A 23,822-nucleotide genomic window follows, 5' to 3' on the forward strand; every position below is an offset into this window, starting at 1 on the left:
TAATAATTTCTTGTAGCCCGTCATGAAGGCTTCGCTGTAATGCGGGAAAACGTTCCTAATTGGTACATCAAACCCGCAATACGGCTGCAGGCCTCCTTACGGGCTACTGCCTTTTCGCAAAAAAATGGTGCGAAGAAAATTTGGTGCACAGAGCCTAGACAATAATGGAGGCTCGCTCCTTTTCCCAGCATTTCAGGGGGGAGGTTTCGACATTGTCCATGGCGGATACCGGCAAATAAAACGTTTGTTCCAGTAAATATTGGCCGCTTAACGCAGCGTGAGACGTTTGATCCGTAAAGACTATCCAGGTGCTCAGGGCAGGAAATTCGACACGATGTTTCGTGACCGTTTGTTGATAATTATCGTCCAGCTTCATGTTGTCATGTAAATGCAGCTGATAATGATCGTAGGCGGAGCGAAGTGTTTTAGTGGCCTTAATCCACTGGAGCAGCCTGGCTTTGGTTCGGCTGTAATCTGGAATGGTTTTGGCAAATCTCGCCAGAATGTCGTTAAATGGTTCCCCCAGATGCCATACTCGTGGTTTGCCATCGGGATTGATGTTGCAGAATACCCGTAAAATCCTCCGGCCATAAACGGGCGTGGAGGAAAAAGCATCGACGTGCAGTCGGGTGTCGTCCTGACGTTTGCTGCGGTTTCGTCCTTCCACCTCCGCAGGCCGGTAGCTGGTTCTGCCCCAGCGCAGTGAATCGCTGTAACCGGGTAAGACGGTGTCTATCAGATTTTTTGCAAATTGCGCGTAGCCTGACAGGAATGTGTGCAAGCTGCTCGCCAGAGATGGATCGTTGTGCCGCTTGTTAAAACCACCTGTTTTTTTTGTTCGTATATCGAAACTGATGTTTTTGTGTTTGCCGTCGAGGATAGTATCTGATAACAGATTCTGTTCCAATCGATGTTCGGATGAGAAAGAGTAGGATGGAAAAAAAATAACCTGACCTGATTCGAGCGCGATTTGTGCCTGTTGTTTTTGAGTCTCAGCGAGCGCGCGGATATCCGGGGTATCGAGAGTGAAAAGGTATTCTGTCATGTTTGCCTCGTGCATGTCGTTCAAACGCATCGATTCTAGCAAGTATTCGTGGTATTTTGAAATACGGTTCTATTGAAATAAAAATAACAATAGATAAAATCGATTGAAAATATATAAATGATTGATTTTTAAAAATCACTTTTTTCTACTATCTTAAATATAGAAACGATTACAAGGAGAGGACGATGAGTGACATTGTAAAAAAATTAAAGATTATCCTGGCAGATACGTATGCGTTGTATTTAAAAACCCAGAATTACCACTGGCATGTGACGGGGCCGCAATTCAAAATATTACATGAGTTATTCGAGATGCAATACACGGAACTGGCACAGGCTGTAGATGATGTGGCGGAACGTATTTTAATTATCGGTCATAGAGCCCCTGCGACGTTTAAGGAGTTTGAAGAATTGAAGCGAATCAAGGACGGGGATTCGAACCGTAATGCTGATCAAATGGTCACGGAATTGTCCGAAGATCATGATACGCTTGTCAAGGATCTTAATCAGGCTATGAAACTGGCTCAGGAAAGCAATGATGAAGGTACTGTGAGTTTACTGGCCGAGCGTATCTCCGCCCACGAGAAGGCTCGCTGGATGCTGAGGGCTTCGGAAAAGAAAAACGCCTGAAGGGCAGATCCGACCCGGATTAGGGGCACTTATCTTTTGTCGGCTGCAAATTAATCGCAATTTTCACCTCGATAAAAGATAAGTGTACCGAACCCGGGACGTGTCGATAATTAGCCTTGCAGATTTTTTGCGGGCTACAGATTTTTTCAGGATGAAGTCGGTGGTGATTCGAGTTTTATTTTCATTTAGTTTGTTTCTGAGCGCACTGCTACTTTTTGTAATTCAACCCATGGTGGCTAAAAGTTTGCTTCCGGTTTATGGCGGAACACCGGCGGTGTGGGCAGTTTGTATGCTTTTTTTTCAGTGCTTGCTGCTGATTTCCTATGGTTATGCCTGGGTGCTAAGCCGTTGTCATCGCCGCAACGTCTGGAGGGTGATACATGGCATGGCCGTGTTACTGGCTCTTGCCGGGTTGCCCCTTATGTTTCAGGCGTCTTTGGTAAACCAATCACCGGAAGTTGTGATTTTGTCGGATCTGCTGAAGCAATTGGGGTGTCCCTTGCTTGTTATCGCTGCTTCCGCCCCCCTGCTGCAATTTGCCTATAGCCGAACATCCGCAAGGCATGCCCATGATCCCTATTTTTTATACGCGGCCAGTAACATTGGTAGTCTGCTGGCCCTTTTGAGTTATCCCTGGCTGATTGAGCGCTATATGGGGTTGCAGCAGCAATTTCAGATCTGGAATTATTTGTTTATGGTTTATGCGGTGTTACTCGCCGTTATTTTTTTATTGCCTTATCAAAGCACCCAATCAATAACCCGTACTGTGGAAGGAATCGACCGGTCTCGGCGGTTGCTATGGATTGCCTATGGTTTTGTTCCTTGCAGTTTGATGCTGGGAGTGACTTTTTACATTACCACGGATATTGCCGCCGCCCCATTATTTTGGGTCGTTCCTTTAGCTTTGTATTTATTATCCTTTGTACTGACGTTTGCGAGAAAACCTCTTGTTTCCCATTATTTTCTTCAGCAAAACGCGTTGATTTTTATTGTTATTCCGGTATTCGCGTTTATTTTGGGGCCTAATTTATTCTCCATGAAACAATTGATAGCCATTCATCTAGCCAGCTTTATGGCATTGGCGTTACTTTTTCATGGCGAATTGGTCAGGATTCGTCCTCCGGTTGAGCAACTTACCGATTTTTATTGTTGTCTGGCGCTAGGCGGGGTGTTGGCAGGAGTATTTAATGGGTTGTTGGCGCCGCATATTTTTAGCGGCGCATACGAATACCCAATCGGATTACTGTTGGCGACGCTCTGTATTCCTCTGCAAACCGGGAAGCGTCCGGGTTTGTTTCCACTGCTGGCCATAGGTGTTCTTATAACAAACACTATGTTACCTGAACAGTCCTGGTTTGTGTGGATCAAAGCCAATCATATCGCAGAAATCCTAGCGTTGGTGTTCATTATTGCTGGGGCTGGCACAAAAGTAAATGTACTGGTTGGTATGAGCGGACTGTTTGTTTTTTTATTCAGCTCATGGTTTAAACCATTTCCTGTTTTGGATCAGCAGCGTAATTTTTACGGCGTAAAACAGGTGGCGTTTATGTCGGGGGCCTACGCGTTGCTCAGTCAAAATATCCTGCATGGTTTCCAGTTGCCGGGACGCGTGAACGTGCAGCAGGATGGTGCCATGGCTTATTATGGGCCTTTACAGGCGGTGACGGGATTCATGCAGGGGAGCCATGCTTCAATGCGTGCCATGGTTCTCGGGTTGGGTACCGGCATACTTGCCTGCCAGTTTCGAGCAGATGACAGGATAGATATGGTCGATATCGATGAGCAGGTTATCGCTATGGCCAATGATACCCGTTATTTTACTTATTTACGCGATTGTCTTCCCGGGATAACCGTTCATAAAGGAGACGGCCGCCAGGTCTTAAACAGTCAAAAGGACGCAGATTATGACATGTTGGTTGTCGACGCGTTTTCTTCCGATGCCATTCCGACTCATTTGTTAACCCGGGAAGCGTTTCATTTGTACCGAAAAAGATTGTCCTCAGACGGGGTTTTGCTGGTTAATATCAGTAATCGTCATCTCCATCTTTTACCTGTTTTAAATGCAGCCGCCCGGGAACTTGATTACATGCTGCTTCATAAACTGGATCCGGGTGATAACAAAGGCGGCCAGTTTCCATCGGAATGGGCATTGCTGACGACCAATCAGGATCTGGCTTTCCATTTGATGAATCGGCAAGGATGGCGGTTTGTGACCGAGAACAGTAAATTGCTCTGGACGGATAATTATTCCAATTTGATCCCCTTGTTGAAAGGGTAGGGCAAAATTGTGCTGATGAAAGGATGTCAGCATGGTATGAACCTGCCTTTTGACTTATGATGATTAAATTGAAATCACGTTGTTATTAAATTAAAATGTGTGATTTTAATTCAGGGTCACAGACCCTATCAATAAAGGTGTTTGATAATGAAATCTGAAACAATTTTTTCATACCTTGTGAATGAAGGATTCCAATTTGCAGAGAGTAAACTGCTTGGAAATACGACAACCCTCTATGTCTATCAAAAAAACGGCATATATCCAAATTCCGGAAATCCTCAATGTGTGTTCCTGGAGGTAGAACAAAAACATGGTGAGGATGTAAGTGTTCGTTTTTCTATGAATGTGCCTGTTGAACTCCGGGATGCTGTTTACGATATTATGAAGAGAGAGGAACACGAACCGGAAAACTGTTCTGGAGTGACCATTTAAAAGCGGACACAAGTCGAGTATCTTACCCGATGCTTCCCACAGATGACAACGGTGTTATTGGTCAGGCTGGCCAGGGTTCCAGCCTGAATTATCATTCCGGCATCGGTTTTGGTTTCGTTGAAAGTGGGTTAGGTGTGGTTTCGCGCATCGTTTGTTGTGGTGGTTCCTGCTCTTCTCTAAGCGCGCGCATTTTCTCGCGCATTTCCTTGCCCAGGTCGGGTTTTGGTGATGGTGTCGGAGCAAGACGATTGATTAAATCAAGCCCTGCCTGAGTTTTTTCGTTACCCGGGTTTTGTTGTATCGCGTCTTTGAGCTGTGCCTGAATTTCACTTAGTGTGCCTTTGTACAATTGGCCGTCGCCCGTGGAAAATACGTGAAAGTCCGTACCGAGTTCATTGGCCAGAAATTGACGTCCTTTTTGTGCTTGCTTTTCAAAAAATTGCACCGCCGCTTCCCGGGATGGAAAATTCAGCGTACCGTCTTCCGCCGGCTCCTGTTCCATTTCTTCCTGGTAATCCTTGGCGATTTGCTTCCAGTCGGAGAGATCGGTTTTCGGTGACGGTTTGTATTCCTGCTCGGATATCTCAAGCTTGGGCTCTTCTTCCTGAAGCAGCCGGCTTAATTCCTCTTGCTCACGTAATTTCGCAGCTAATTGTGCTCTTTCATCATTTTCTTTCTGCTGTTCTGATTTCTTTTTCATAATACGGCAACCTCTGATTAAACTGTAAAAGCATATCATTTTTATTTTTCGCTTGTATTTTAATCATAGATATTTTCTGATTTTTTACAATGTTGCTTGATTTGCTGTGGCGACGCAGCGGATGGTTGTGATACGTATTTCCCTGGTACAGGTAGCCATAAACACACCAGAAAATGTAAAAATTGAAAACAATGTGTAAATTTATTATTGTTTAAATTATGGTCATGATAACGTTTCGCTCATTAATCAACATGAGAAATTGAAATGAGTGAAAAGAAAATTATTACGGAAAACGAATCGGGAGTGATGTCAAATTTTCTGCAAAAGGCGCAAGAAACCTCACAAAGCTATGACATGTTCTTGCAATCACGAAATTCGGTGCCCTTTTATGGCGAGCTGGAATGCGGTTTGTTTGGAAAGGCAACGAAAACATGTCATCAGACAACGGATGGCAAGGAACACTGTGCCATCCGTTTTAATCTGGACAAAGCTAATCCGAATAACTCCAGTCTGTGCAGCGTTCGTCAAATATCAGGTGAGGGAACTATTACAAATCTGGATAAGAAAACTGGAATAGGTGATCTTGATATTGATGTCCATGCCGGTATGGTTGTGGGTTCTAAAAGCATTAAACTGCAAAAGGAAGCCGCACCGTTTAATCATCAGCCGTATACAAATGGCAAAGAGGAAATCAGTGTATCTGCAAATGAAACGATATGCGGCTATAACATTGATTTTCATATGCGTGTAAGTAATGCTGAAGCCTTTGATCATCCCATACAGGAAACAAGCCATGATGTGCCGATTGATGACAAGCCTTCCGTTTCCTCCGAGTCTGTAGAGGAAATATCGTCTGCTCCGTCTAATGATTTTCGCGGCAATTCTTTCGGGTTCTTTGGCTTATGCCGGCAATTATTCTCTTCTTTGGGCGGCAGTACTTCTTCCAGAGTGGCGACGCCTGTTGAATCCGGTTACTCTTCCAGTGCTTTCTCTTCATCGGATTCATCTGATTCTGAAGACCGACCATATTTTGATAAGCCTTTAACGCCAACGAGTACTGAAGAAGAGGTTATGATGTATGAAATGTACCGGTTCAATTAACGGACTGGATAGCCATCTTCCGTACTTTTGTTCCAGGGCCTGGTACCTCATCCTGCAAATAGCTACCGATTAACGATCACTTTATTTACAGGATGAGGCACACGAGCACGTCGTCACGTGGTTTGGTTGCAAATAGAGATGTCAATATATCCTAAAAAACAGCCTGGAAAATAAATACATTAACTGGCGGCTCGTTCAATCTCCTGACCGCCTTTTTTTACGTCCTGTCCAATACCTTTAACCGTGTTGCATCCGCTTAACAAGCTGACTGAGGCACCCAGCAAACCTGCCAGAACGATGGTCATTATTTTTTTCATAAGTCCACTCCTTGAATGTTAGTTATATGTATCCATGATGATTCGTTGTAATCCTGTCATGAAAATGAGCCACTGATCACAAGACACAAGTAGCTTGAAAATATCCGGACTCGATTATAATACATTTTCAATGTAGCCAAGCACATTGATTTTTGCAATTATTTTCATAAGTGTACAGAGTCTAGTACCCTTTCCATTTAGTTTTGACAGGTTGGCTTGTACAGAATGTTTGTCTTTTTGTCATCCCCGCGAAGGCGGGGATCCATACTGAATCAAGCACTGAGCCACATCAGGAATGGTTTCCCGCCTTCGCGGGAATGACAGTTAACCTGTCAAAACTAAATGGGAAGGCTGCTAGGCTCTGTGAACGAATTTTTTCGCAAAGCGAAAATATGGATAATTGAGTGCCATTATGTCTTTGAATGAGGCGAATAGCGGGCTCTATTTAACGAATTCAAAGACATAATGGCGCCAATTAGCCTCATTTGCAGCTGGGAAAATTTTTGTTCACAGAGCCTAGTACAGTATTTCACTGAAGTTGTCTTGCTAGTTTGTTATTGCTGCGACAGCGGGGCAAGTCGTAGGTCGGGCGAGGCGCCCGACCTACCTAACTCTTCTGTACCGTTGGCAACAGGACAGAATCAGTGAAACGTTGTACTAGGGTACGTCGGCAAGATTGCCCTTGTTTTCCAGCCAGGCTTTGCGATCACCCGCTCTTTTTTTAGCAAGCATCATGTCCATCAAGGCTATTGTTTGCAGCTCATCGTCCATGGTAAGTTGCACCAGACGTCTGGTATTGGGATCCATGGTAGTCTCACGCAACTGTATGGGATTCATTTCTCCCAATCCCTTGAAGCGCTGCACGTTGATTTTGCCTTTGTTGTTCTGAGTCAGGCGTTCAATGATTTGTTGTTTTTCATCGTCGTCCAGCGCGTAGTGAATCGTTTTACCCATATCAATACGATAAAGCGGCGGCATGGCGACAAAAACATGCCCGGCCTGCACCAATGGTTTGAAATGACGTAGAAAAAGTGCGCAGAGCAGGGTGGCAATGTGTGCACCGTCGGAGTCGGCATCTGCCAGAATACAGAGTTTGCCGTAACGGAGTCCTCCTAAATCATCGGAACCGGGATCAACGCCTATGGCAACGGAAATGTCATGAATTTCCTGGGAAGCCAGAACTTGTGAGGAGTCCACTTCCCAGGCGTTAAGAATTTTACCGCGTAGCGGCAGGATAGCTTGATAATCCTTGTTGCGTGCCTGTTTGGCCGAACCGCCGGCGGAATCGCCTTCCACTAAAAATAATTCCGCCTGACTCAAGTCCTGTTGCAGACAATCAGCCAGTTTCCCGGGAAGAGCAGGCCCCTGGCTGATGCGTTTACGTGCGACCTGTTTGGCTTGTTTTAACCGTTTGTGTGCCCGCTCTATAGCCAGAGCCGCAATCATCTCACCCTGACTGCGATGCTGGTTTAACCATAACGCAAAGGCATCCTTGACTACATTGCTGACGAATGCCGCAGTTTGCCGTGAACTTAATCGCTCTTTGGTTTGACCGGCAAATTGAGGTTCTTTCATTTTAATGGAAAGTACATACTGACAAGGCTCCCAAAGATCATCGGCCGTCAGTTTCACGCCTCGCGGCAGCAGATTACGCAGTTCGCAGAAAGCTGCCAGCGCATCATACAGGCCCGCGCGCAATCCGTTGACATGGGTTCCTCCCTGGGTGGTGGGGATCAGATTGACATAACTTTCGCTTAAACTGCTGGCCGTGTGATTGTTTAACCAGACCAGCGCCCAGTCTACCGTGGCTTCGTCACTGCTGAATTCCCCGGTAAAGGGTTCTTCCGGACAATATTCTTCCGACAGGGATTGGCGCAGATAGTCGGCCAGCCCTTTTTCATAGCACCAGTGTAATTGCTCATTGGTGATTTTGTTAATAAAGGTCATGGACAAGCCAGGGCATAGCACCGCTTTGGCACGCAGGACATGAATCAATTGTTTCACGGACACTCGGGTCGTGTCGAAGTATTTGCCGTTTGGCCAGAAACGGATAATGGTACCCGTGTCCCGCTTTTTGGTGACTCCGATTTCGTTTAGCTCCTGTACCTTGTCGCCGTTGGCAAAGGTCATGTAATAAATAATACCGTTTCGTTTAATGGTGACTTCAAGACGTTCGGAAAGGGCGTTGACTACGGATACCCCTACCCCGTGCAAACCGCCGGAAAAGCTGTAATTTTTATCGGAAAATTTTCCGCCGGCGTGTAAACGGGTCATGATGACTTCCACGCCGCTTAATCCCAGTTGCGGGTGCAGATCAACCGGCATGCCGCGACCGTTGTCCTCCACCTGCATGGAACCGTCTTCAAACAGAGTGACGGTGATGGTACTGGCGTGGCCGGTAATCACTTCATCCACACTGTTGTCTATAACTTCCTGAGCCAGGTGATTCGGCCTCGTGGTATCGGTATACATGCCGGGACGGCGTTGAACAGGTTCCAGACCAGTTAAAACTTCAATCGCTTCAGCGGTGTAATTTTCAGACATGTCCTTCACTTCGAGGTTTAAATAAATAATTTTATCATGAAAACCAGCGTAATTGTTCTGTCGTCATTTCACAACCCCTTCACGGTGACGTTATTCAACAACGATCGGCGGAAATTTATCAGCGTAATTCAACGGTTTTTGCGAAATAGCCAGGGCAGCACGCAGGGCTGTTGTCATAAATGGTTTGCCTGATTGGTCAGGCGCATGAAGTACAGCCGGCTTTCCTTCATCGGATTGGCTTCGGATCAGACTGTCCAGCGGCAAAGTCCCTAACAACGGGATGTTGAATCGTTCACTTAATGCCTCAGCGCCGCCGTGACCAAAGATGGCTTCCTGCTGGCCGCAGGCGCTGCAATGATGTAACGCCATATTTTCGACCAGACCCAGCACATCAATATTTGTTTTTTCAAACATTTTAATGGCTTTCCGGGCATCAAGCGTAGCGATGTTTTGAGGGGTGGTCACCACGATAGCCCCGGTGAGCGGAATTTTCTGCACCAGACTTAATTGAATGTCACCGGTTCCCGGAGGCAGATCAATAAACAGGTAATCCAGATCATCCCAAAGTGTGATGTCCATCATTTGCAGCAGGGATTTCGCCAGCATTGGCCCACGCCAGATAAGCGCTTCTTCATTATCGGTAAGATAACCGATGGACATGGCTTCAATCCCGTGGGCTTTTACCGGAAGATAATGATTGTCCTGAATTTCGACGGGTTTTGCGTCGCCAAGCATCAAGGGAATACTTGGTCCATAGATATCGGCGTCCAGTATTCCGACGCGAGCCCCGGCTTTGGCGAGGGCAACCGCCAGATTCACCGCGACCGTTGATTTACCGACGCCACCCTTGCCTGACGCGACGGCAATGGTGTTTTTTACGCCACGCAGACCTCGTCCCGGTAATTGTGTGATATGTGCACGAATATCCGGTTCCAGCGTAAGATGGATTGGCAGCGACGGATAAACCTGGGCAAGCGCCTTACGGATTAAAGATTGCAACGAATCCTCGATAGATCCGGTAGGGAATCCGGCTGATAAAGCAATCGTCAATGCGTCGGTTTTTATATCGATTGATGCTTCAAAACCGAGTTGCGCCAGCGTCTGATTAAAGAAAGGTACCGTAGTAGTGGCCAGAATGGTTTTTATTTTATCTTGGTTATTCATAGTCGTGTCGTTTGCAAAATCAACCCGGATCATAACGCAGATAGGGATATTCATGAAAGAGGTACCAGGGCGTGTCCTCATTCAATCTGCAATTTGCGCTAAATTATCCCAACTTTTAGCTCGCGAAACAGAATGAGGACACACCCTAGTCTTGAAAAGGCCAGTTGATCCAGGTATTGGTATTCAGATAATAGAGGCCGCAATGGATGGGGTGAGTTGATGTGGCGGTGAGCAGTCTGGCGTAACCGTTGACCTGGTTCTTGTGTTGCTGTTGAGACTGGTCGTCTTCACGTCCGGTTTTAAAATCAATAATCCAGCATATACCTTGATCGCAAAAGGTTCGGTCAATAATACGGATACCGGTGCGGCCGTTTTCCTCGACTAATAATTCGTATTCATTATGCTCTTCGCTGTGTTTGTTACAGATCCACTGCCCAATGGGATCCTGGAAGAGTTTGTTCATCTGCAGCTTGAGGTGGTTTAAGGTGTCTTCCAGTTGTTGACGGTCAAGGCCGATGCCTTTTAATTGTCCGGTGATCATGGACCAGGGGAGTTCATCGATGCCGGTGGGATGATAAGTGCAAATCCACTGCATGAGTTCGTGAGTGATGATGCCTGTCTGACGGGCGTTGGATCTGAGATCAGGAAGATGGGTATGGTTTGATTCATGGGCAACACGAGGCGGGGACGACTTGTAAAAATCAACAGGAAGCCGCCAAAGGGTCGGCAGCGGATCAGGGATGGTTTTTTCCTGGCTCTCATCGTCTTGCGTCTGGAACATCTGATCGTGCAAAAGGGCTCGAAAAGTGGATTTGCCGCTGCCTTTTTCCCGATTATCAAACAAATGCAAACGTTTTTTAGCCCGGGTGGTTGCGACATAAAGGAGGCGTTGCAGTTCATACCGTTCTTTCTCGGCTTCCAGTTCACCGAGGTAATCATAAAGCAGGCATTGTTTTTTATAAGACGCGCGAATGGGTGAGATGAGCAGGTATTCCTGCCTGGTCTGGCTGGGTAACCTTAGCCAACGCAGAAGAGGCAAATCCCGATTGGGAGGCCTGTTACCCAGGCCAGGTAAAATCACGCTGTCAAACTCCAGACCTTTGGATTTATGAATGGTCATAATCTGTAGGCGGGATGGCGTGACGCATTGGGAATACAGGTGATCCAGCGCGTCCGTAAAACGAGCTATATCGGCAATCTGGCCATCCTGACTGTGTTGATCAAGCAGTCGCCAGAATTGTTCCAGATCGGTTTGTCTGCCGGCGTCAAGAATGTACTCGCTATGTAATTGTCCGGCAGTCTGGCGTACCCAGTCTACAAGGGATTGCTGTTGACGCATGGTCAATGCGTCGCTCATCACTTGGGTAAAATAGCGGAGGCGGATTGTTGATTCGTCACCAGGATCAAGGATATCTGCCTGGCTTTGCAAGGCATGCAATATGGATTGACTTCTGTCAAAATTGGCTATTTTGTGAAGATCCGTGAGAGACAAGCCGCACCAGGGGCTTCTAATCAGCGCCATCCAGGCCAGTCGATCGGCGGGATAAAGCAGGGCTTTTGTCAGACTCCAGATGTCGCGTATGTGGGGCAGCGAGGAGAGCTGTTCGATTTCCACACCCTGAAACGCGATATTTTCTGTGCGTAACAAGCGAACGATCTCGTTAAGATGTGAACGGGAACGCACCAGTATCGCAATCTGATCTTCAGGATAGGTGGCCAGTTCGTCTGCAACAAGGTCTACAACAGCGCGTGCTTCCCTTTCCCGGTCACCGAGTTGTCGCGCATAAATACCGCTGTCCGGCATAGCCTGATGGGCAGGCGCTGACGAATGAAAGGAAATGGCGCCTGATTCGATATCATCCTGTCCTGGAAAAATAGTCTGAAACGAGGAATTGACCCAGTCGACAAGAGTCGCTGAGGAACGAAAATTACAACATAATTCCAGCGGCGTCAGCCTGACGTGTCCAATTCCTTGCTGCCGCGCCTTTAGAAACAAACCTACCTCAGCCTGACGAAACCGGTAAATGGATTGCATGGGATCCCCGACCAGAAACAATGTTTTACCGTCATCCGGTTGCCAGCCTTGTACCAGTTTTTCAATCAGACTTGCCTGTTGCAGGGATGTGTCCTGAAACTCATCCACAAGAAGATGGTGAATGGTGTTGTCCAGGTACAGGGTTAAATCCGTAGGTTGCTCCTCATCACCCAGAGCCAGAATCGCTTGCTGGGATATCGCGGTAAAATCAGACACGTTCGCGTCTTTAAAGACAAGGTGTAAATGAGCGACCAGAACCGGCAGTAACGTCAAAAGACTCTGCAGGACTTGCCATTGTTCGTTGTCATAATGCGGTTCGGGCATCTTGCTGACTCTAAGCAGCGCATCGGCGACATCGGGGCAATCCTGTAACGCGGTCAACAGCTCCTTGCCTTGATCTTTCAACTGCTGGAAAAGGGCGGGATCACAAACGCCTTTTTTTAAACTGTCCAAACGTTTTCTCAGCTGCCCCTGTTTCGTCAGCAACAGATCAGCCAGGGCAGACGCAATCTCTCGATCCAGGGGTTCAAACGCATGCCAGTTACGAAGTGGAAAGCGGATAGATTGCGGATCGTTTTCAAGAGAGGCCATCTCACGGCCGAAATGACACAACGGTGTGCGCAAATCCGAAGGGATACTGGCTATCAGTCGCCTAAGACCATGCTGTTCAATCAAGGCGAGCGCCTGTTCATGGGTTTCCTTTTCCAGATCCCGGGCCTGATAGAACGTTTCCAGCCATTGATCACGGGTTTGCAAAAGGTTGCTGAATAATTCCAGAAGCCTGTCCTGCCGGTTATCAAGATGTTGCAGCAGAGTCAGGATCTCGGAGCGGTATGTTTCTTCATCCAGGGCGCATGCCACACAATTCTGAGCCGCCTGTATGTATTGAGGGTAAGGCAGATCGGTAATGTCGCAATAAGGGAGTTGTTTTTCGGGCAGGGGAATGGCCCGGGTCAGGGTCTGGCAAAGCGAGTCTATGGTCATGATCCGAAGACAATGCGGCTGTTCCAGCAGTTGCCAGCCAAAGTGCCGATCTCTTTTTAAAGCGTCACTTGCCAATTGAAACGTCAGTTGCTGATGGGGTGTTTCAGGCCGGATCCCCTGTGCCGCTTTGTTTAAGGAAGCTAAAATGCGCTCACGCATTTCACTGGCCGCCTTACGGGTAAAGGTCAGGGCAACAATCTGTTGCGGTGCCTGAACGGAACCGAGCAACCGTAAAAAACGCTGGGTCAATAACTCCGTCTTTCCCGAGCCGGCCGGCGCCTGTACGATGAACGATCGGGTGGGGTCGGTTGCCAGACTTCGTTGTTGACCATCTTTAAGCATATACCATCACTTCCTGTGCCGGCGGCCTTAAATTATAACTGGAACTCATGCAATGACCGTAAGCACCGGCGTTGGCAATCAACAAGACATCATTTTCCCGGGTAGAGGGAAAAGGTCTGTCATATCCCAGCGTGTCACCCGATTCACAAATGGGACCAACGACATGGGCAAAGCCTACTTTTTCCTCATGCAGGCGGCTCAGATTAATAATCTCATGGTAGGCGCCGTAGAGTGCCGGGCGGATTAATGAATTCATACCGGTTTCAATCCCGATAAAGCGTACCTTACCTTTCTCTTTGCACTGGGTGACTTTCGCGAGAATAATTCCTGCGTTGGATACCAGGAAACGCCCTGGTTCCAGCCAGAATGACAAACGCGGAAAACGCGACTTGATAGCCATTAATGACGAATCAAAACTGGCCAGATCCAGGTTTTGCTGACCGGGCTTTTCAGCCACACCCAGGCCGCCACCCAGGTTGATAACCTGGACTTGCGGGAAGTGCTGCAATAATTCGGTAAGCATTAACGCCGTGTTTTGCCATAGCTCCGGGGTCAGGATTCCGCTGCCGGAATGCGAATGCAGTCCCGTCACGTTAATTTTCAGGGTTTTGACTAATTCAATGGCCTGAGGGATGTCGGATTGTGGAATGCCGAATTTGGATTCGTTACCTGCTGTGGATACGAATTTGTGATGCCCGGCACCGCTGCCGGAATCTATGCGCAGCATAATGCTCCGATCGGTAAATAATTCCGGCCAGTTTTGTAAGGGGTACAAACTGTCAATGGTGATAGTGCAGCCGGTTGTCTGGGCAAATTCGTATTCGTGTCTGGGCGCAAAATTGGGAGTAAATAAAACACGTTGGGTATCAATATCCGGAAACAACTGTAATACGCTTTGCAATTCGTTGATTGACACACATTCAAATCCCAGTCCGGCCTCATAAAAGGTCCGTAAAATATCCGGATGCGGATTGGCTTTTACCGCGTAAAAGGGTTTGTCTATCGATTTCAGGGCCAGTAATTCATCTGCCTTGGCTTGCAGCGTCGGGCGATGATAGACGTAACAGGGGGATTCGGTTTGAGCCATTTGCAGTAAACGTTCACGCTCCTTTTCCCACCATGGAACAGGACGAATGTCCGGTTGCCCGAATTCCTCATGCCAGCTTTTGGAATAATAAAAACTCTGGGGATTGCTCTCAATGAGCAGATGATGCAATTGCTGGCGCAATTTCTCCGCCTGCGACTCGTCCACGACGTAGGTCAGATTCAAATCATTTGAAGCAAGGGACATCAGATAAATTTGTTTGGCTTCGAATATTTCCAGGGTTGGGCCAAGACGCGGAAGAACCGTACGGATATGGTGGCCGACCAGACTGACCGCACTGCATGGTTCTATGAGCCTGGCTCGTCCGAATCGATTCAAATCCGCCAGTAACGCGTCCAGGCGATGTCTTTCGTAGAGTTTGCCGTTACTGTCCAGAGACAGCGTGACGTTAAATTCGGAAGACGATAGTAAATCGACCGAAAAGCCATGTGTTTTAAAGGTTGTAAACACATCCGCCAGAAATCCGACCTGTTGCCACATATTCAGGGTATCTATGGAGATGAGAATAATACTGTGCTTGACCTGAATGGATTTGATAGGCGGGGCGTTATCGTCACTGTCCTTGGAAATCCGTGTTCCGGAATGTTCCGGCATACGGGTGTACTTGACCACCATGGGAATGCCGGCTTTTCTGACCGGCGGGATACAGTTGGGGTGTAATACCTTGGCACCCATGGAAGCAATTTCCTGGGCCTCGTCGTAATTGATTTGCTTGAGTAAACGAGCGTGGGGTAACTGGTGGGGATTGGCCGTATAGATTCCGGGAACGTCGGTCCATATCTCACAGAGACTGGCTTCAAGACTTGCTGCCAGAAGCGTGGCTGAGGTATCCGAGCCTCCCCGTCCCAGCAAAACGGTTTCGCCCTGGGCGTTGGCTGCGAAAAACCCCTGGGTAATAATAGCCTTGGCGCCGGAATTTAGAAATTTTTGGCGTAACCCGGGGTTCGGGGGACTGTCACAACGGGCAGTCAGGTAATTGACTCCGTCCCCGCCGGGGATAGGTGTTGAAACCAGAGCGTCCCTGACATCAAACCATAGACAGTCAATCCCTGTTTTCCGGAGAAACGCGTGTCCCAGGCGAGTCATCATCAATTCGCCGCAACTCATGATCTGCGCCCGGGCTTTCGCCGGCGCTTCTTTTAACAAGGCAATTCCGGTCAGTAATTGCTGCAGTCGGGTTAGCTCATCGTTTACCAATTCCCGGGATACCTCCAGGGCGTCGGCCAGTTCGAAGTGGTTATCGCAAATATCTTTCAGGATAGTATGATGTTGATCATACAATGCGGCGTCTATGGCTTGTTCCAGTTTGTTGGATATTTGCGCTAAAGCGGAACAGACAATGACAGGCTGCGCTCCTTGCTCTACGTGTTGGCGAGTGATTTTAGCGATATTATCCCAGGTTTGCCGTGAGGATACACTGGTACCACCGAATTTTGTGATGAGTTGTTGCATACGACTTCCAGCGCAAAAAAAATACACGTTAGCATGGACGACACTATAAAGACAAGATGACCCTTCGCTTTTGGTGGTAATAAAAAACCAAAATGACTATCTTGAGTCCACAGTGTTTTTGTAAAGGCTATTTATTGATTTTATTGATAAATTTTTTCCTATTACCATTTGAAAACAATTTTAATTCCTTTATCATCAGTTTGTTTTGCAAAATTTTGGGATGCATTTAAGTTAAGGAGTGTGGAGTGAAAAGCATGCAAAAACCCATGAATACAATTCTTAGTGCAGCGATGGCCAGCATTATGTGCGCTGGAACAGCTCATGCAGGGGGCTTTTCCCTGTACACTGAAAGTAATGGGTCCGCAGTGGGTAATTATGGTGCGGGACTGGCAGCCGAAGCAGCGGATGCCTCAACCGGCTGGTATAATCCCGCGGGTCTTTCTTTAATTCGTGAACAACAAGCTGTAGTAGGGGGCGTTGGTGTATTCCCCAGTTCGGAGATAACCGGCACGACAACGTTTGCGACGGTCGGTGTTCCTCCCTACATGCAAAGTTTTACCGATATGGATGGCGCTGTAAACGCTCTTGTGCCTTCTTTCCATTACGCACGTCCTCTGGGAGAAAATTCTACGGTTGGCTTGAGTATCGTGAGCCCGTTTGGTCTTTCCACGGAATGGGACAGGCTTGATCCGGTTCGTTACGCTGCGACCTTTACCGAATTATTAACCACCAATATTTCTCCTGAAATCGGCGGTAAAATCACCGAGAATTTCGCTCTGGGCGCCGGTATTGATTTTCAATACGCACGGGTTAAATTCAATTCGATTCTGGGTTCACCGGCTGCGCTGCAGGCTATCGGCGCTAACCCGATTTTTCTGGATTCCTATTCCTATAACAGAGGACATTCCTTCGGGGTGGGATTCCATGGCGGTGCATTGTTGATGTTTAACGACAATCATACTCGCCTCGGTTTGAACTACCAGTCCAAAATGAACCATAAATTCCATGGTTACAGCCGTTTGACTGGTAATCTGGCTTCTCCGACCCTGGCCAATCACAATGCCGTGTTCTGGAGCAACAACCTGGCCAGTAACAATATTGAGTTTCCTGAAATTGTTACCTTATCCGCTTATCACGACGTGAATGAGAAGGTAGCCTTGTTGGGATCCGTCGTGTACACAGGCTGGCATGTGTTAAGAAATATCGAGCTTGACAACGTCGCCGGATTTGCAGCCGGTTTCGGACAAGTCAAACTGAACTCGACAGCTTCACAGTATTACCGCAACGCCTGGCGTGCCGCAATCGGCGCCAATGTTCACGTGAATGAACAATGGATGCTGCGAGTGGGTGGCGGTTATGATCAGACTCCCACCCGGGATGCTTTCCGGGATGTGCGATTGCCTGATACCAACCGTTGGGCGTTATCCATTGGTGCGCATTATCAATATCGTCCCGATCTGGGTGTGGATGTTGGTTATACGCATTTATTCGGTGAAAACACGACGATTAATAAAACCATCACCGCTGGTGCTGGCAGTACCTTTAATGTCAATGCGAAAGCGGAAGGTCGTGCGGATCTGCTGGGTGTCCAGGCTGTCTGGACTATGGATCAGCCGGCGGTTCCTGCAGGCAAGTAATTTTCTGCCTATAAAAAGCCACGTATTCGTGGCTTTTTTTTTAATTTTTTCTTGCCAGGTTCACGGAACCTGGGCTCTGTGCAAATACGTCATTACTCTTAACGAGGGAGGACGGAATGACTTCCGGGAAATTGTTAAACTCCGAAATTTTGCAATTTTTAATGCAATATAATGAATTGATGAAAACCCTGCCCCGGGACATTCCTCTCGCAGAGGCTCGAATGATGTATGAAAATTTTGCCATGAACCATGCGGGAGTACCGTTAAAAATGGCGCGCATCGATGATTTGAATATTCTCAACCAGGAAAAAAATTATTGGATCCCCGTCCGGATTTATCGGCCAAAACCGGATACAATGTTGCCCGGATTGTTGTATTTTCATGGTGGAGGCTGGCAGAAAGGCAGTCTTAACACTCATGATTCTATATGTAGAAATCTGGCCTTGCGCGGTTGTTGTACCGTAATTTCTGTACAATGGCGACTGGCTCCGGAGCATCGTTTTCCTGCAGGATTAAAGGATTGCCATGATGTGTATCATTGGTTATTGCACCATGCGCCTCTTTATAATATTGATGCCCAGCGCATTGCCATAGGTGGGGACAGTGCCGGAGGCAATCTGGCTGCCGCCCTGGCACTCTGTCTCAAAGAGCAGGGCACTCCGCAACCCGTATGCCAGCTTTTACTGTATCCTTCACTGGATTTGACGTGCGGTGCGTCCTCGTATCAAACGTATGGAGAGGACTACTTTCTGACAACGGAAAAAATTCATGATTATATAAAATATTATATCAATCAGGCCTCTGATATTGAAAATCCTCTGGTAAGCCCGCTTAAAGCGAACGATCTCTCGGGATTAGCATCTGCGCTTATCATTACGGCGGGTTTTGATCCCTTGCGCGATGAAGGTGAGGCTTATGCCGGGAAATTAAGGCAATGCCATGTGCCGGTCATCCATAAATGTTATGAATCCATGATCCACGCTTTCCTGCACATGACGGAAACGGTTTCGGAAGTCCGGATTATTTTTAACGACATCGCGAAAATGTTACAACAGGGTTTTGATAGAAACATTGGTTAGCCCGGTGGGCGTGTCTGCATGTCATTTTGAGATGCAAACGCGACTGCTTGGTATTATTGGGGCATTTTTCTGCAGGCCAATTACTATTGGTGGCCCAACGGGTAGGTAAGGCTTATATCTTACTCCGAATATACAATTCTTTAGACAAGGAGGCGGGATTGGTTCTTTCTTCGATATCAAATATCTCAGGGTTTCCTCTTACCAGATCACTAAGTTTTTTAAAACCATAAAGTCTGGCATCAAAGTCCGGCTTTAACTTGGTCAGATAACTACCAAATTTTCCCAGGTAAGCCCAACCGCTATCATCACAAGAGTTGTTTAATGCTTCCAGTATAAAGTCCTTGGGAAATTCCGGAGACGTACTTTTTGATTTTGCAGGCTTGTCTAAAATGTTGCCTGTTTTTCGGGAATCCTTTTCAAATTTGGTTGCTTTGGGTTTTTCAGGGCATAAAATTTCAGTGAAAATGAATTTATTACAGGCATTGCGAAAAGCATCAGGCGTTTTCTTTTCTCCAATGCCATAAACCAGCAAGCCTTCTTCACGGATTCTGTTCGCGAGACTCGTGAAATCACTATCGCTCGATACGATGCAAAAGCCATTAAATCGATTGGTATAAAGCAGGTCCATGGCATCGATGATTAAGGCGCTGTCAGTGGCATTTTTCCCCTTGGTAAAGGCAAACTGCTGAACCGGCTTAATGGCATATGTGTGCAGAACCTTTTTCCACTGGGCGCTGGATGGTGAGGTAAAATCGCCATATATGCGCTTTACAATGGCCTCTCCATAACTGGCTATTTCCGTTAATAAATATTCTATATTGGTTGCACGAGCATTGTCGGCATCAATGAGAACGGCAAGTTTGGGGGTGGATTCGTCCGTAATATTTTTGTTTGTCATGGGTTTTTCAGCCTGTTATTTAAAAATCTGTCCCGGGTGTGTTGTTCCCGATTCTTGAAGACGTTATTTTTTCTATATGAGTCATTTGATTAGTGCCGTATGGAGCAGCCCTTTTGTTATCCGGATTGCCCTCAGCAAAGGGTAGCAGGGTAAAGAGTTGTTTTAAAGGCGTGCTTATTATCGCAATAATCGGGCGGAACTCAACAAATGGAGCAGAAAAAGAAGGGATTTAACTTCAGATGCACAGAGCCTAGTATTGAGAATCATACAGATCGAACGGTTTGAAAGTCAGATTTATTTCATAAACGTCTTTCAGTTCTGAAACACATTGGAAAAAACAGTCGATATAATAGGGATCAAACAAGATTCCACGGTTTTCCCTGAAATAGTCAAAAATAATTTCTCTGGCAACGTGTTTGCGGTAAGGTCTGTCAGTAGACATGGCTTCAAACACATCGGCTATGCCGACAATACGTGCGGGTACGGTGATCTGGTCGTCTTTGAGTCCATTGGGATAACCGGAACCATTGAGGCGTTCGTGATGTTGATATACAACCGATTGTATATCCCATGGAAAGTCGATGTGCGATATGATTTTATGACCTATGGTGACATGAGTTTTCACAATTTCATATTCATGAACCGTCAATAGTCTGGGTGTGACCAGGTATTCCATAGGGATAGCCACCTTGCCGATGTCGTGCATCAAGGCGCCGTAATAGATGGCATTGATTAATTGTCTGTCGGTGATATTGGCTCTGGTTGCAATGTTGACGGCAAGCGAAGCGACCCGTTTTTGGTGGCCGGATGTATAGGGGTCTCTTGATTCCACGACGTTAGAGAAAGCCGAGATGGAATCGAGAAACGATTTTTGTAAGAGCCGATTTTCGATTTTTAATTGTCTGGTAAGATTGACACTCGGGGTGACATCCTCAAAATACAGCATGTACAGTACTTCATTGATCAGAATGTCGCTTAATGGAATCGTTCGGCTGATAAACGCCATCTCATTAAATGTAATTTCAGAGCGAGTTTCAATGCCTTGTTCCACCGCTTTCTGAAAATAAACGGGCATGCCTTCGGAATTTGGAAACAAGGTCCAGAAAAATTGTTGATCGGTATTTTTCGACGTCAGGGCTTTATAAGGATTATTGGCAAATATAATTCTTCCGGTTCTATCGCAAATGATACAAGGGCTTAAAAGCCTGGCAAGAACAGTAAACATCACCTGCACGACATTCATTTCTTCCTGATTTTCCATATTCATAGGAAGTTCCTTCCCTTATAGGTAGCGATGCGGCAAATTGACAACAGGATGTTTGCTACGGTTCAAAATGCCCTGCATTTGTTTGTGTATCTATTTTAAATATAGTTGTAAATGGTGTTTATGGATAATAAGACCAATGATTGGGAGGGATGGGCGATAATAAAATCCGTTTATTTGCCGTGACGGGCTGTAAAATCTGATTGCTTATTGCCGTCGTTCTCTTCTGTTCCAAGCCGAAAAAAGGACGGATTCCTTGATTGGATTAGACGCTGTAAGGTTTGTTCAGGGAGGTAAAAGCCGGACGGGTGCAATGTGGCTTTATCGGAAATAGCAATGTAACCGTAGTTATTGAGGCGAACGGGTTCCATGCCCGATAGTTGGCATACTGCGTTGGTTTGCTGGGTATGGGTAATAATAATTCTGATCTGCCCGGACGTTACTGGATGCTCAAAGATTCTTTGCATGTCGGTCAAAATACGGTCAAAAGTTCCTTCCCCAACGACAGCATCAACGGCTTCTTTCTCCCATGGCAGGGTACCGTGGTTCAGATAGCGGAATAAGCCGTGTTCTTCAAATCGTTCATCTGAAGGATAATTGACACAACGCCAGCTTTCCTTGAATTCCAAATCACAAGCCAGAGCATCGGCCATGAGACGCGCCGGGTGTGCGGCTCTTGGATTAGGGGATGATTCGATAGTAATACGCGCCGCGGTTTTTGACCGGATATAGGCAAAAGTCAGGAACGTTGCGCAAAATTCAAGAGCCGATGACAAGGTAATGGAATCGTTATTATTATGATCGTCTTGCATCATAATAATTTTTTTCCTTGCCGCGTCGTATTCGGATAATTCCGGATCAACGACTTGTTCGCCATGGCGCATAATAATTGTGCAATGGCCATGAGTACTGAAATCATTTATAAAATGTTTTATGGTCTTTTTGGCAACCGGGCGAAGATGCTTTGGATCGATGGCATATTTTTCGGTCAAGCCAAATAAAACAGCGTTCATCCGTGATGCGAACTGCTCAACAGAAAGCGTTGATAAGTTCCCGGGGTCAAGCAGGGCAGTGATAGGGGGAGATTCTGCCAAATGGGTAAAGGGATTTTCTGATACTGATTTGCCTCTCATGAAAACAACATAATGTTCTAAAAAATTAATTATAACATGGTTGGATATTTTGACAATTTGCTTTGGTGTGGCGAGATATCCCTGTTCATGAAAGAGATGCTTGTGGTGATACAGTAAGTCTGGGTTGTTTTATAAAGACTAAAATGCTTGCAAGAAGCATGCTTGCGATCATCGTATAAAGGATCGGATAACTCATTATTTTTTGCCTGCCGATAATGAGGTGCAGTACAGGCACCAGAAGCAAGGCTACGGTATTCGTAAAACCAACGGCCATCGAAGCGTATTCCCTGGGGGTATTGGTCTGCACCCATCCATAATTGAGTACCGTGATGCTTGACGCTATTCCCAGGATAAAAAATGGAATGCAGCCGAGACCGGGATTCATGTGTTTCACAAATAACAAACTGATCAAAAAAACCAATGCCAGTATGGCGCTTAAACCATAGCAGACCAGAAGATTGCGGTTGAATCTTTGCAGTAGCCCTGCAAAGGGACTTGCCAGGGCGACACCGAGGTATGTCCAACTGGCTTCCCAGACGGCCTGAGCGTGAGTAACACCTTGCTCTTTTATAAGGAATGGAATTGCCCAGGTGGAGGCAAAGACAGTCACATTGCTAAACATCAATCCAATATAAAGACCATGCCACCATAAGCCGGCTCTTTTCATAATACTGACAAAATCTCTGTATGAGTCGCTGTGGGATTTGTTTGTTTTTTGTTTCGGGATGAGGCAATAAGCAAGCAGGGATATGGCACAGCCAAGGGACGCGTTAAAGGTCATGGTGCTGCGCCAGTTAAACAGGATAAGCGCATGCGATAAACCATTTATTCCTGCCCAGGTTCCGACCATCATTATCGTTTCAGCCAGGCCAATCATCAGGCCCACGCGAGCTTTGGAAAAACCGGTTGCGGCAATACTGATGGAACACACAAATGCGCAGGACGCACCAAGCCCTGTAAGCAGGCGGCCCGAAATAGCGGATAAGAGAGTATTGCTTCCGGCAAACAGCAGACAGCCAAGAGCGCAACAGCCGGCGCCAAGAAAAATCAGTATACCGGGCCCCCATTTTCTTAACAATGCTCCGGACGGTACCTGCATGAGTATGTATACGATATAAAAGGAACTGGTGAGCACACTGATATCCATGGCATTCAACGACAAATCCCTCATTAAAGGTGGCATCAAAGCACCCATGGACAGTTGTAAATACAGTTGATAAACCACAAACAAGACGGAAAGCATCCAGCCCGGGAGAGAGGAAGGTAACGTGGAACTATCTTTTTCAATAAGATTTGCTTTCATGGGTAAGGATGATCGTGGCAATAAAATAGAGTAAAAAAATCATGGCGAAATATTTTTATTTCCCCGGCAATACGAGCAGATGGTTCTCCTGTTCCGGCCGCTCGTGTTATGAAATCAGCAATTTTATTCATAGGATATTTGTGGATTTTCTGCTGCAATCCTATAAATAAACAGGACATGGTTTGATTCATTTCACGGGCTTCGGGCATAAAAGATATTACTGAGCGAATGCAAGGCGCATATTATTCTACAACACGTAGCCGTCATGAAAGCGAAGCCTGGGGAATAACGTTCATGCGGTTAATCCCTGTTTTCAAGATACAGTATTTGGCTATAACCCGCAATACGGCCGCAGGCCTCCTTGCGGGCTACCAATTTTC

At 46.6% G+C, this 23,822-nt stretch carries 18 protein-coding genes; 6 read left to right on the plus strand and 12 right to left on the minus strand.

Annotated elements, in window-relative coordinates; all coding sequences use genetic code 11:
- Nucleotides 1-154 precede the first annotated feature (154 nt).
- Nucleotides 155-1,045: a Kdo hydroxylase family protein gene (locus CKW05_RS04795; protein WP_058484510.1), complete on the minus strand. Its 891-nt coding sequence runs from the start codon at nucleotides 1,043-1,045 to the stop codon at nucleotides 155-157.
- 185 nt (nucleotides 1,046-1,230) lie between these two features.
- Here CKW05_RS04795 and CKW05_RS04800 point away from each other — a divergent pair, with 185 nt between their 5' ends.
- The 3 genes from CKW05_RS04800 to CKW05_RS04810 all read left to right on the plus strand — a co-directional run bounded on the left by CKW05_RS04800 (nucleotide 1,231) and on the right by CKW05_RS04810 (nucleotide 4,384).
- Nucleotides 1,231-1,674 (plus strand): Dps family protein, encoded by a 444-nt coding sequence (locus tag CKW05_RS04800; protein WP_058484509.1) that lies wholly within the window; start codon nucleotides 1,231-1,233, stop codon nucleotides 1,672-1,674.
- A gap of 160 nt (nucleotides 1,675-1,834) precedes the next feature.
- Nucleotides 1,835-3,952 (plus strand): spermidine synthase, encoded by a 2,118-nt coding sequence (locus CKW05_RS04805; RefSeq protein ID WP_231950698.1) that lies wholly within the window; start codon nucleotides 1,835-1,837, stop codon nucleotides 3,950-3,952.
- 147 nt (nucleotides 3,953-4,099) lie between these two features.
- On the plus strand, nucleotides 4,100-4,384 hold the full coding sequence (locus CKW05_RS04810; protein WP_058484508.1) for a hypothetical protein: 285 nt from the start codon (nucleotides 4,100-4,102) through the stop codon (nucleotides 4,382-4,384).
- Between the two features lie 91 nt (nucleotides 4,385-4,475).
- Here CKW05_RS04810 and CKW05_RS04815 read toward each other — a convergent pair whose 3' ends face one another.
- Nucleotides 4,476-5,084, minus strand: a complete 609-nt coding sequence (locus tag CKW05_RS04815; protein ID WP_058484507.1) for a hypothetical protein — start codon at nucleotides 5,082-5,084, stop codon at nucleotides 4,476-4,478.
- A 264-nt stretch (nucleotides 5,085-5,348) separates the two neighbouring features.
- Here CKW05_RS04815 and CKW05_RS04820 point away from each other — a divergent pair, with 264 nt between their 5' ends.
- Entirely contained in the window at nucleotides 5,349-6,185 is an 837-nt protein-coding gene (locus tag CKW05_RS04820) for a hypothetical protein (protein WP_058484506.1), read from the plus strand.
- A gap of 179 nt (nucleotides 6,186-6,364) precedes the next feature.
- Here CKW05_RS04820 and CKW05_RS04825 read toward each other — a convergent pair whose 3' ends face one another.
- From CKW05_RS04825 to CKW05_RS04845, 5 genes are all read right to left on the minus strand, one after another.
- Nucleotides 6,365-6,502 (minus strand): entericidin A/B family lipoprotein, encoded by a 138-nt coding sequence (locus tag CKW05_RS04825; RefSeq protein ID WP_058484505.1) that lies wholly within the window; start codon nucleotides 6,500-6,502, stop codon nucleotides 6,365-6,367.
- Between the two features lie 657 nt (nucleotides 6,503-7,159).
- Nucleotides 7,160-9,046 (minus strand): DNA topoisomerase IV subunit B, encoded by a 1,887-nt coding sequence (gene parE / locus CKW05_RS04830; protein ID WP_058484611.1) that lies wholly within the window; start codon nucleotides 9,044-9,046, stop codon nucleotides 7,160-7,162.
- A gap of 90 nt (nucleotides 9,047-9,136) precedes the next feature.
- A complete protein-coding gene (gene apbC / locus CKW05_RS04835; RefSeq protein WP_231950700.1) occupies nucleotides 9,137-10,264 on the minus strand; it encodes an iron-sulfur cluster carrier protein ApbC in 1,128 nt (375 codons plus the stop codon).
- Nucleotides 10,265-10,355: 91 nt separating this feature from the next.
- Complete coding sequence (locus CKW05_RS04840; protein WP_058484610.1) at nucleotides 10,356-13,571, minus strand: UvrD-helicase domain-containing protein; 3,216 nt, start codon at nucleotides 13,569-13,571, stop codon at nucleotides 10,356-10,358.
- Nucleotides 13,564-16,128: a bifunctional aspartate kinase/diaminopimelate decarboxylase gene (locus tag CKW05_RS04845; protein WP_058484609.1), complete on the minus strand. Its 2,565-nt coding sequence runs from the start codon at nucleotides 16,126-16,128 to the stop codon at nucleotides 13,564-13,566. The genes CKW05_RS04840 and CKW05_RS04845 overlap by 8 nt, the downstream gene beginning before the upstream one ends.
- Nucleotides 16,129-16,373: 245 nt before the next feature.
- Between CKW05_RS04845 and CKW05_RS04850 the strand changes: the two genes are divergently transcribed.
- Together CKW05_RS04850 and CKW05_RS04855 are read left to right on the plus strand one after the other, a co-directional pair.
- Nucleotides 16,374-17,765 (plus strand): OmpP1/FadL family transporter, encoded by a 1,392-nt coding sequence (locus tag CKW05_RS04850; RefSeq protein WP_058484608.1) that lies wholly within the window; start codon nucleotides 16,374-16,376, stop codon nucleotides 17,763-17,765.
- 116 nt (nucleotides 17,766-17,881) lie between these two features.
- Nucleotides 17,882-18,844, plus strand: coding sequence for an alpha/beta hydrolase (locus tag CKW05_RS04855; RefSeq protein ID WP_058484607.1), 963 nt, complete (start codon nucleotides 17,882-17,884; stop codon nucleotides 18,842-18,844).
- A 112-nt stretch (nucleotides 18,845-18,956) separates the two neighbouring features.
- Here CKW05_RS04855 and CKW05_RS04860 read toward each other — a convergent pair whose 3' ends face one another.
- From CKW05_RS04860 to CKW05_RS04880, 5 genes are all read right to left on the minus strand, one after another.
- The gene (locus tag CKW05_RS04860) at nucleotides 18,957-19,742 is read right to left on the minus strand and encodes an NYN domain-containing protein (RefSeq protein WP_058484606.1); all 786 of its coding nucleotides are present in this window, start codon (nucleotides 19,740-19,742) and stop codon (nucleotides 18,957-18,959) included.
- Nucleotides 19,743-19,992: 250 nt separating this feature from the next.
- Nucleotides 19,993-21,009, minus strand: a complete 1,017-nt coding sequence (locus CKW05_RS04865; RefSeq protein WP_058484605.1) for an HD domain-containing phosphohydrolase — start codon at nucleotides 21,007-21,009, stop codon at nucleotides 19,993-19,995.
- Nucleotides 21,010-21,179: 170 nt separating this feature from the next.
- Entirely contained in the window at nucleotides 21,180-22,139 is a 960-nt protein-coding gene (locus CKW05_RS04870; protein ID WP_058484604.1) for a hypothetical protein, read from the minus strand.
- An 85-nt stretch (nucleotides 22,140-22,224) separates the two neighbouring features.
- Nucleotides 22,225-23,442: an MFS transporter gene (locus tag CKW05_RS04875; protein ID WP_058484603.1), complete on the minus strand. Its 1,218-nt coding sequence runs from the start codon at nucleotides 23,440-23,442 to the stop codon at nucleotides 22,225-22,227.
- On the minus strand, nucleotides 23,439-23,651 hold the full coding sequence (locus CKW05_RS04880) for a hypothetical protein (protein ID WP_058484602.1): 213 nt from the start codon (nucleotides 23,649-23,651) through the stop codon (nucleotides 23,439-23,441). The genes CKW05_RS04875 and CKW05_RS04880 overlap by 4 nt, the downstream gene beginning before the upstream one ends.
- Between the last annotated feature and the right edge of the window lie 171 nt (nucleotides 23,652-23,822).

It is taken from the genome of Legionella spiritensis (assembly GCF_900186965.1).
Classification (GTDB): Bacteria; Pseudomonadota; Gammaproteobacteria; order Legionellales; family Legionellaceae; genus Legionella_C; species Legionella_C spiritensis.

Excerpts from the sequence above, each read along its gene's own strand:
- CKW05_RS04795 (WP_058484510.1), bottom strand. The coding sequence starts at position 1,045 with ATGACAGAATACCTTTTCACTCTCGATACCCCGGATATCCGCGCGCTC.
- CKW05_RS04800 (WP_058484509.1), top strand. The coding sequence starts at position 1,231 with ATGAGTGACATTGTAAAAAAATTAAAGATTATCCTGGCAGATACGTAT.
- CKW05_RS04810 (WP_058484508.1), top strand. The coding sequence starts at position 4,100 with ATGAAATCTGAAACAATTTTTTCATACCTTGTGAATGAAGGATTCCAA.
- CKW05_RS04815 (WP_058484507.1), bottom strand. The coding sequence starts at position 5,084 with ATGAAAAAGAAATCAGAACAGCAGAAAGAAAATGATGAAAGAGCACAA.
- CKW05_RS04820 (WP_058484506.1), top strand. The coding sequence starts at position 5,349 with ATGAGTGAAAAGAAAATTATTACGGAAAACGAATCGGGAGTGATGTCA.
- CKW05_RS04825 (WP_058484505.1), bottom strand. The coding sequence starts at position 6,502 with ATGAAAAAAATAATGACCATCGTTCTGGCAGGTTTGCTGGGTGCCTCA.
- parE (WP_058484611.1), bottom strand. The coding sequence starts at position 9,046 with ATGTCTGAAAATTACACCGCTGAAGCGATTGAAGTTTTAACTGGTCTG.
- apbC (WP_231950700.1), bottom strand. The coding sequence starts at position 10,264 with ATGAATATCCCTATCTGCGTTATGATCCGGGTTGATTTTGCAAACGAC.
- CKW05_RS04840 (WP_058484610.1), bottom strand. The coding sequence starts at position 13,571 with ATGCTTAAAGATGGTCAACAACGAAGTCTGGCAACCGACCCCACCCGA.
- CKW05_RS04845 (WP_058484609.1), bottom strand. The coding sequence starts at position 16,128 with ATGCAACAACTCATCACAAAATTCGGTGGTACCAGTGTATCCTCACGG.
- CKW05_RS04855 (WP_058484607.1), top strand. The coding sequence starts at position 17,882 with ATGACTTCCGGGAAATTGTTAAACTCCGAAATTTTGCAATTTTTAATG.
- CKW05_RS04860 (WP_058484606.1), bottom strand. The coding sequence starts at position 19,742 with ATGACAAACAAAAATATTACGGACGAATCCACCCCCAAACTTGCCGTT.
- CKW05_RS04865 (WP_058484605.1), bottom strand. The coding sequence starts at position 21,009 with ATGAATATGGAAAATCAGGAAGAAATGAATGTCGTGCAGGTGATGTTT.
- CKW05_RS04870 (WP_058484604.1), bottom strand. The coding sequence starts at position 22,139 with ATGAGAGGCAAATCAGTATCAGAAAATCCCTTTACCCATTTGGCAGAA.
- CKW05_RS04875 (WP_058484603.1), bottom strand. The coding sequence starts at position 23,442 with ATGAAAGCAAATCTTATTGAAAAAGATAGTTCCACGTTACCTTCCTCT.
- CKW05_RS04880 (WP_058484602.1), bottom strand. The coding sequence starts at position 23,651 with ATGCCCGAAGCCCGTGAAATGAATCAAACCATGTCCTGTTTATTTATA.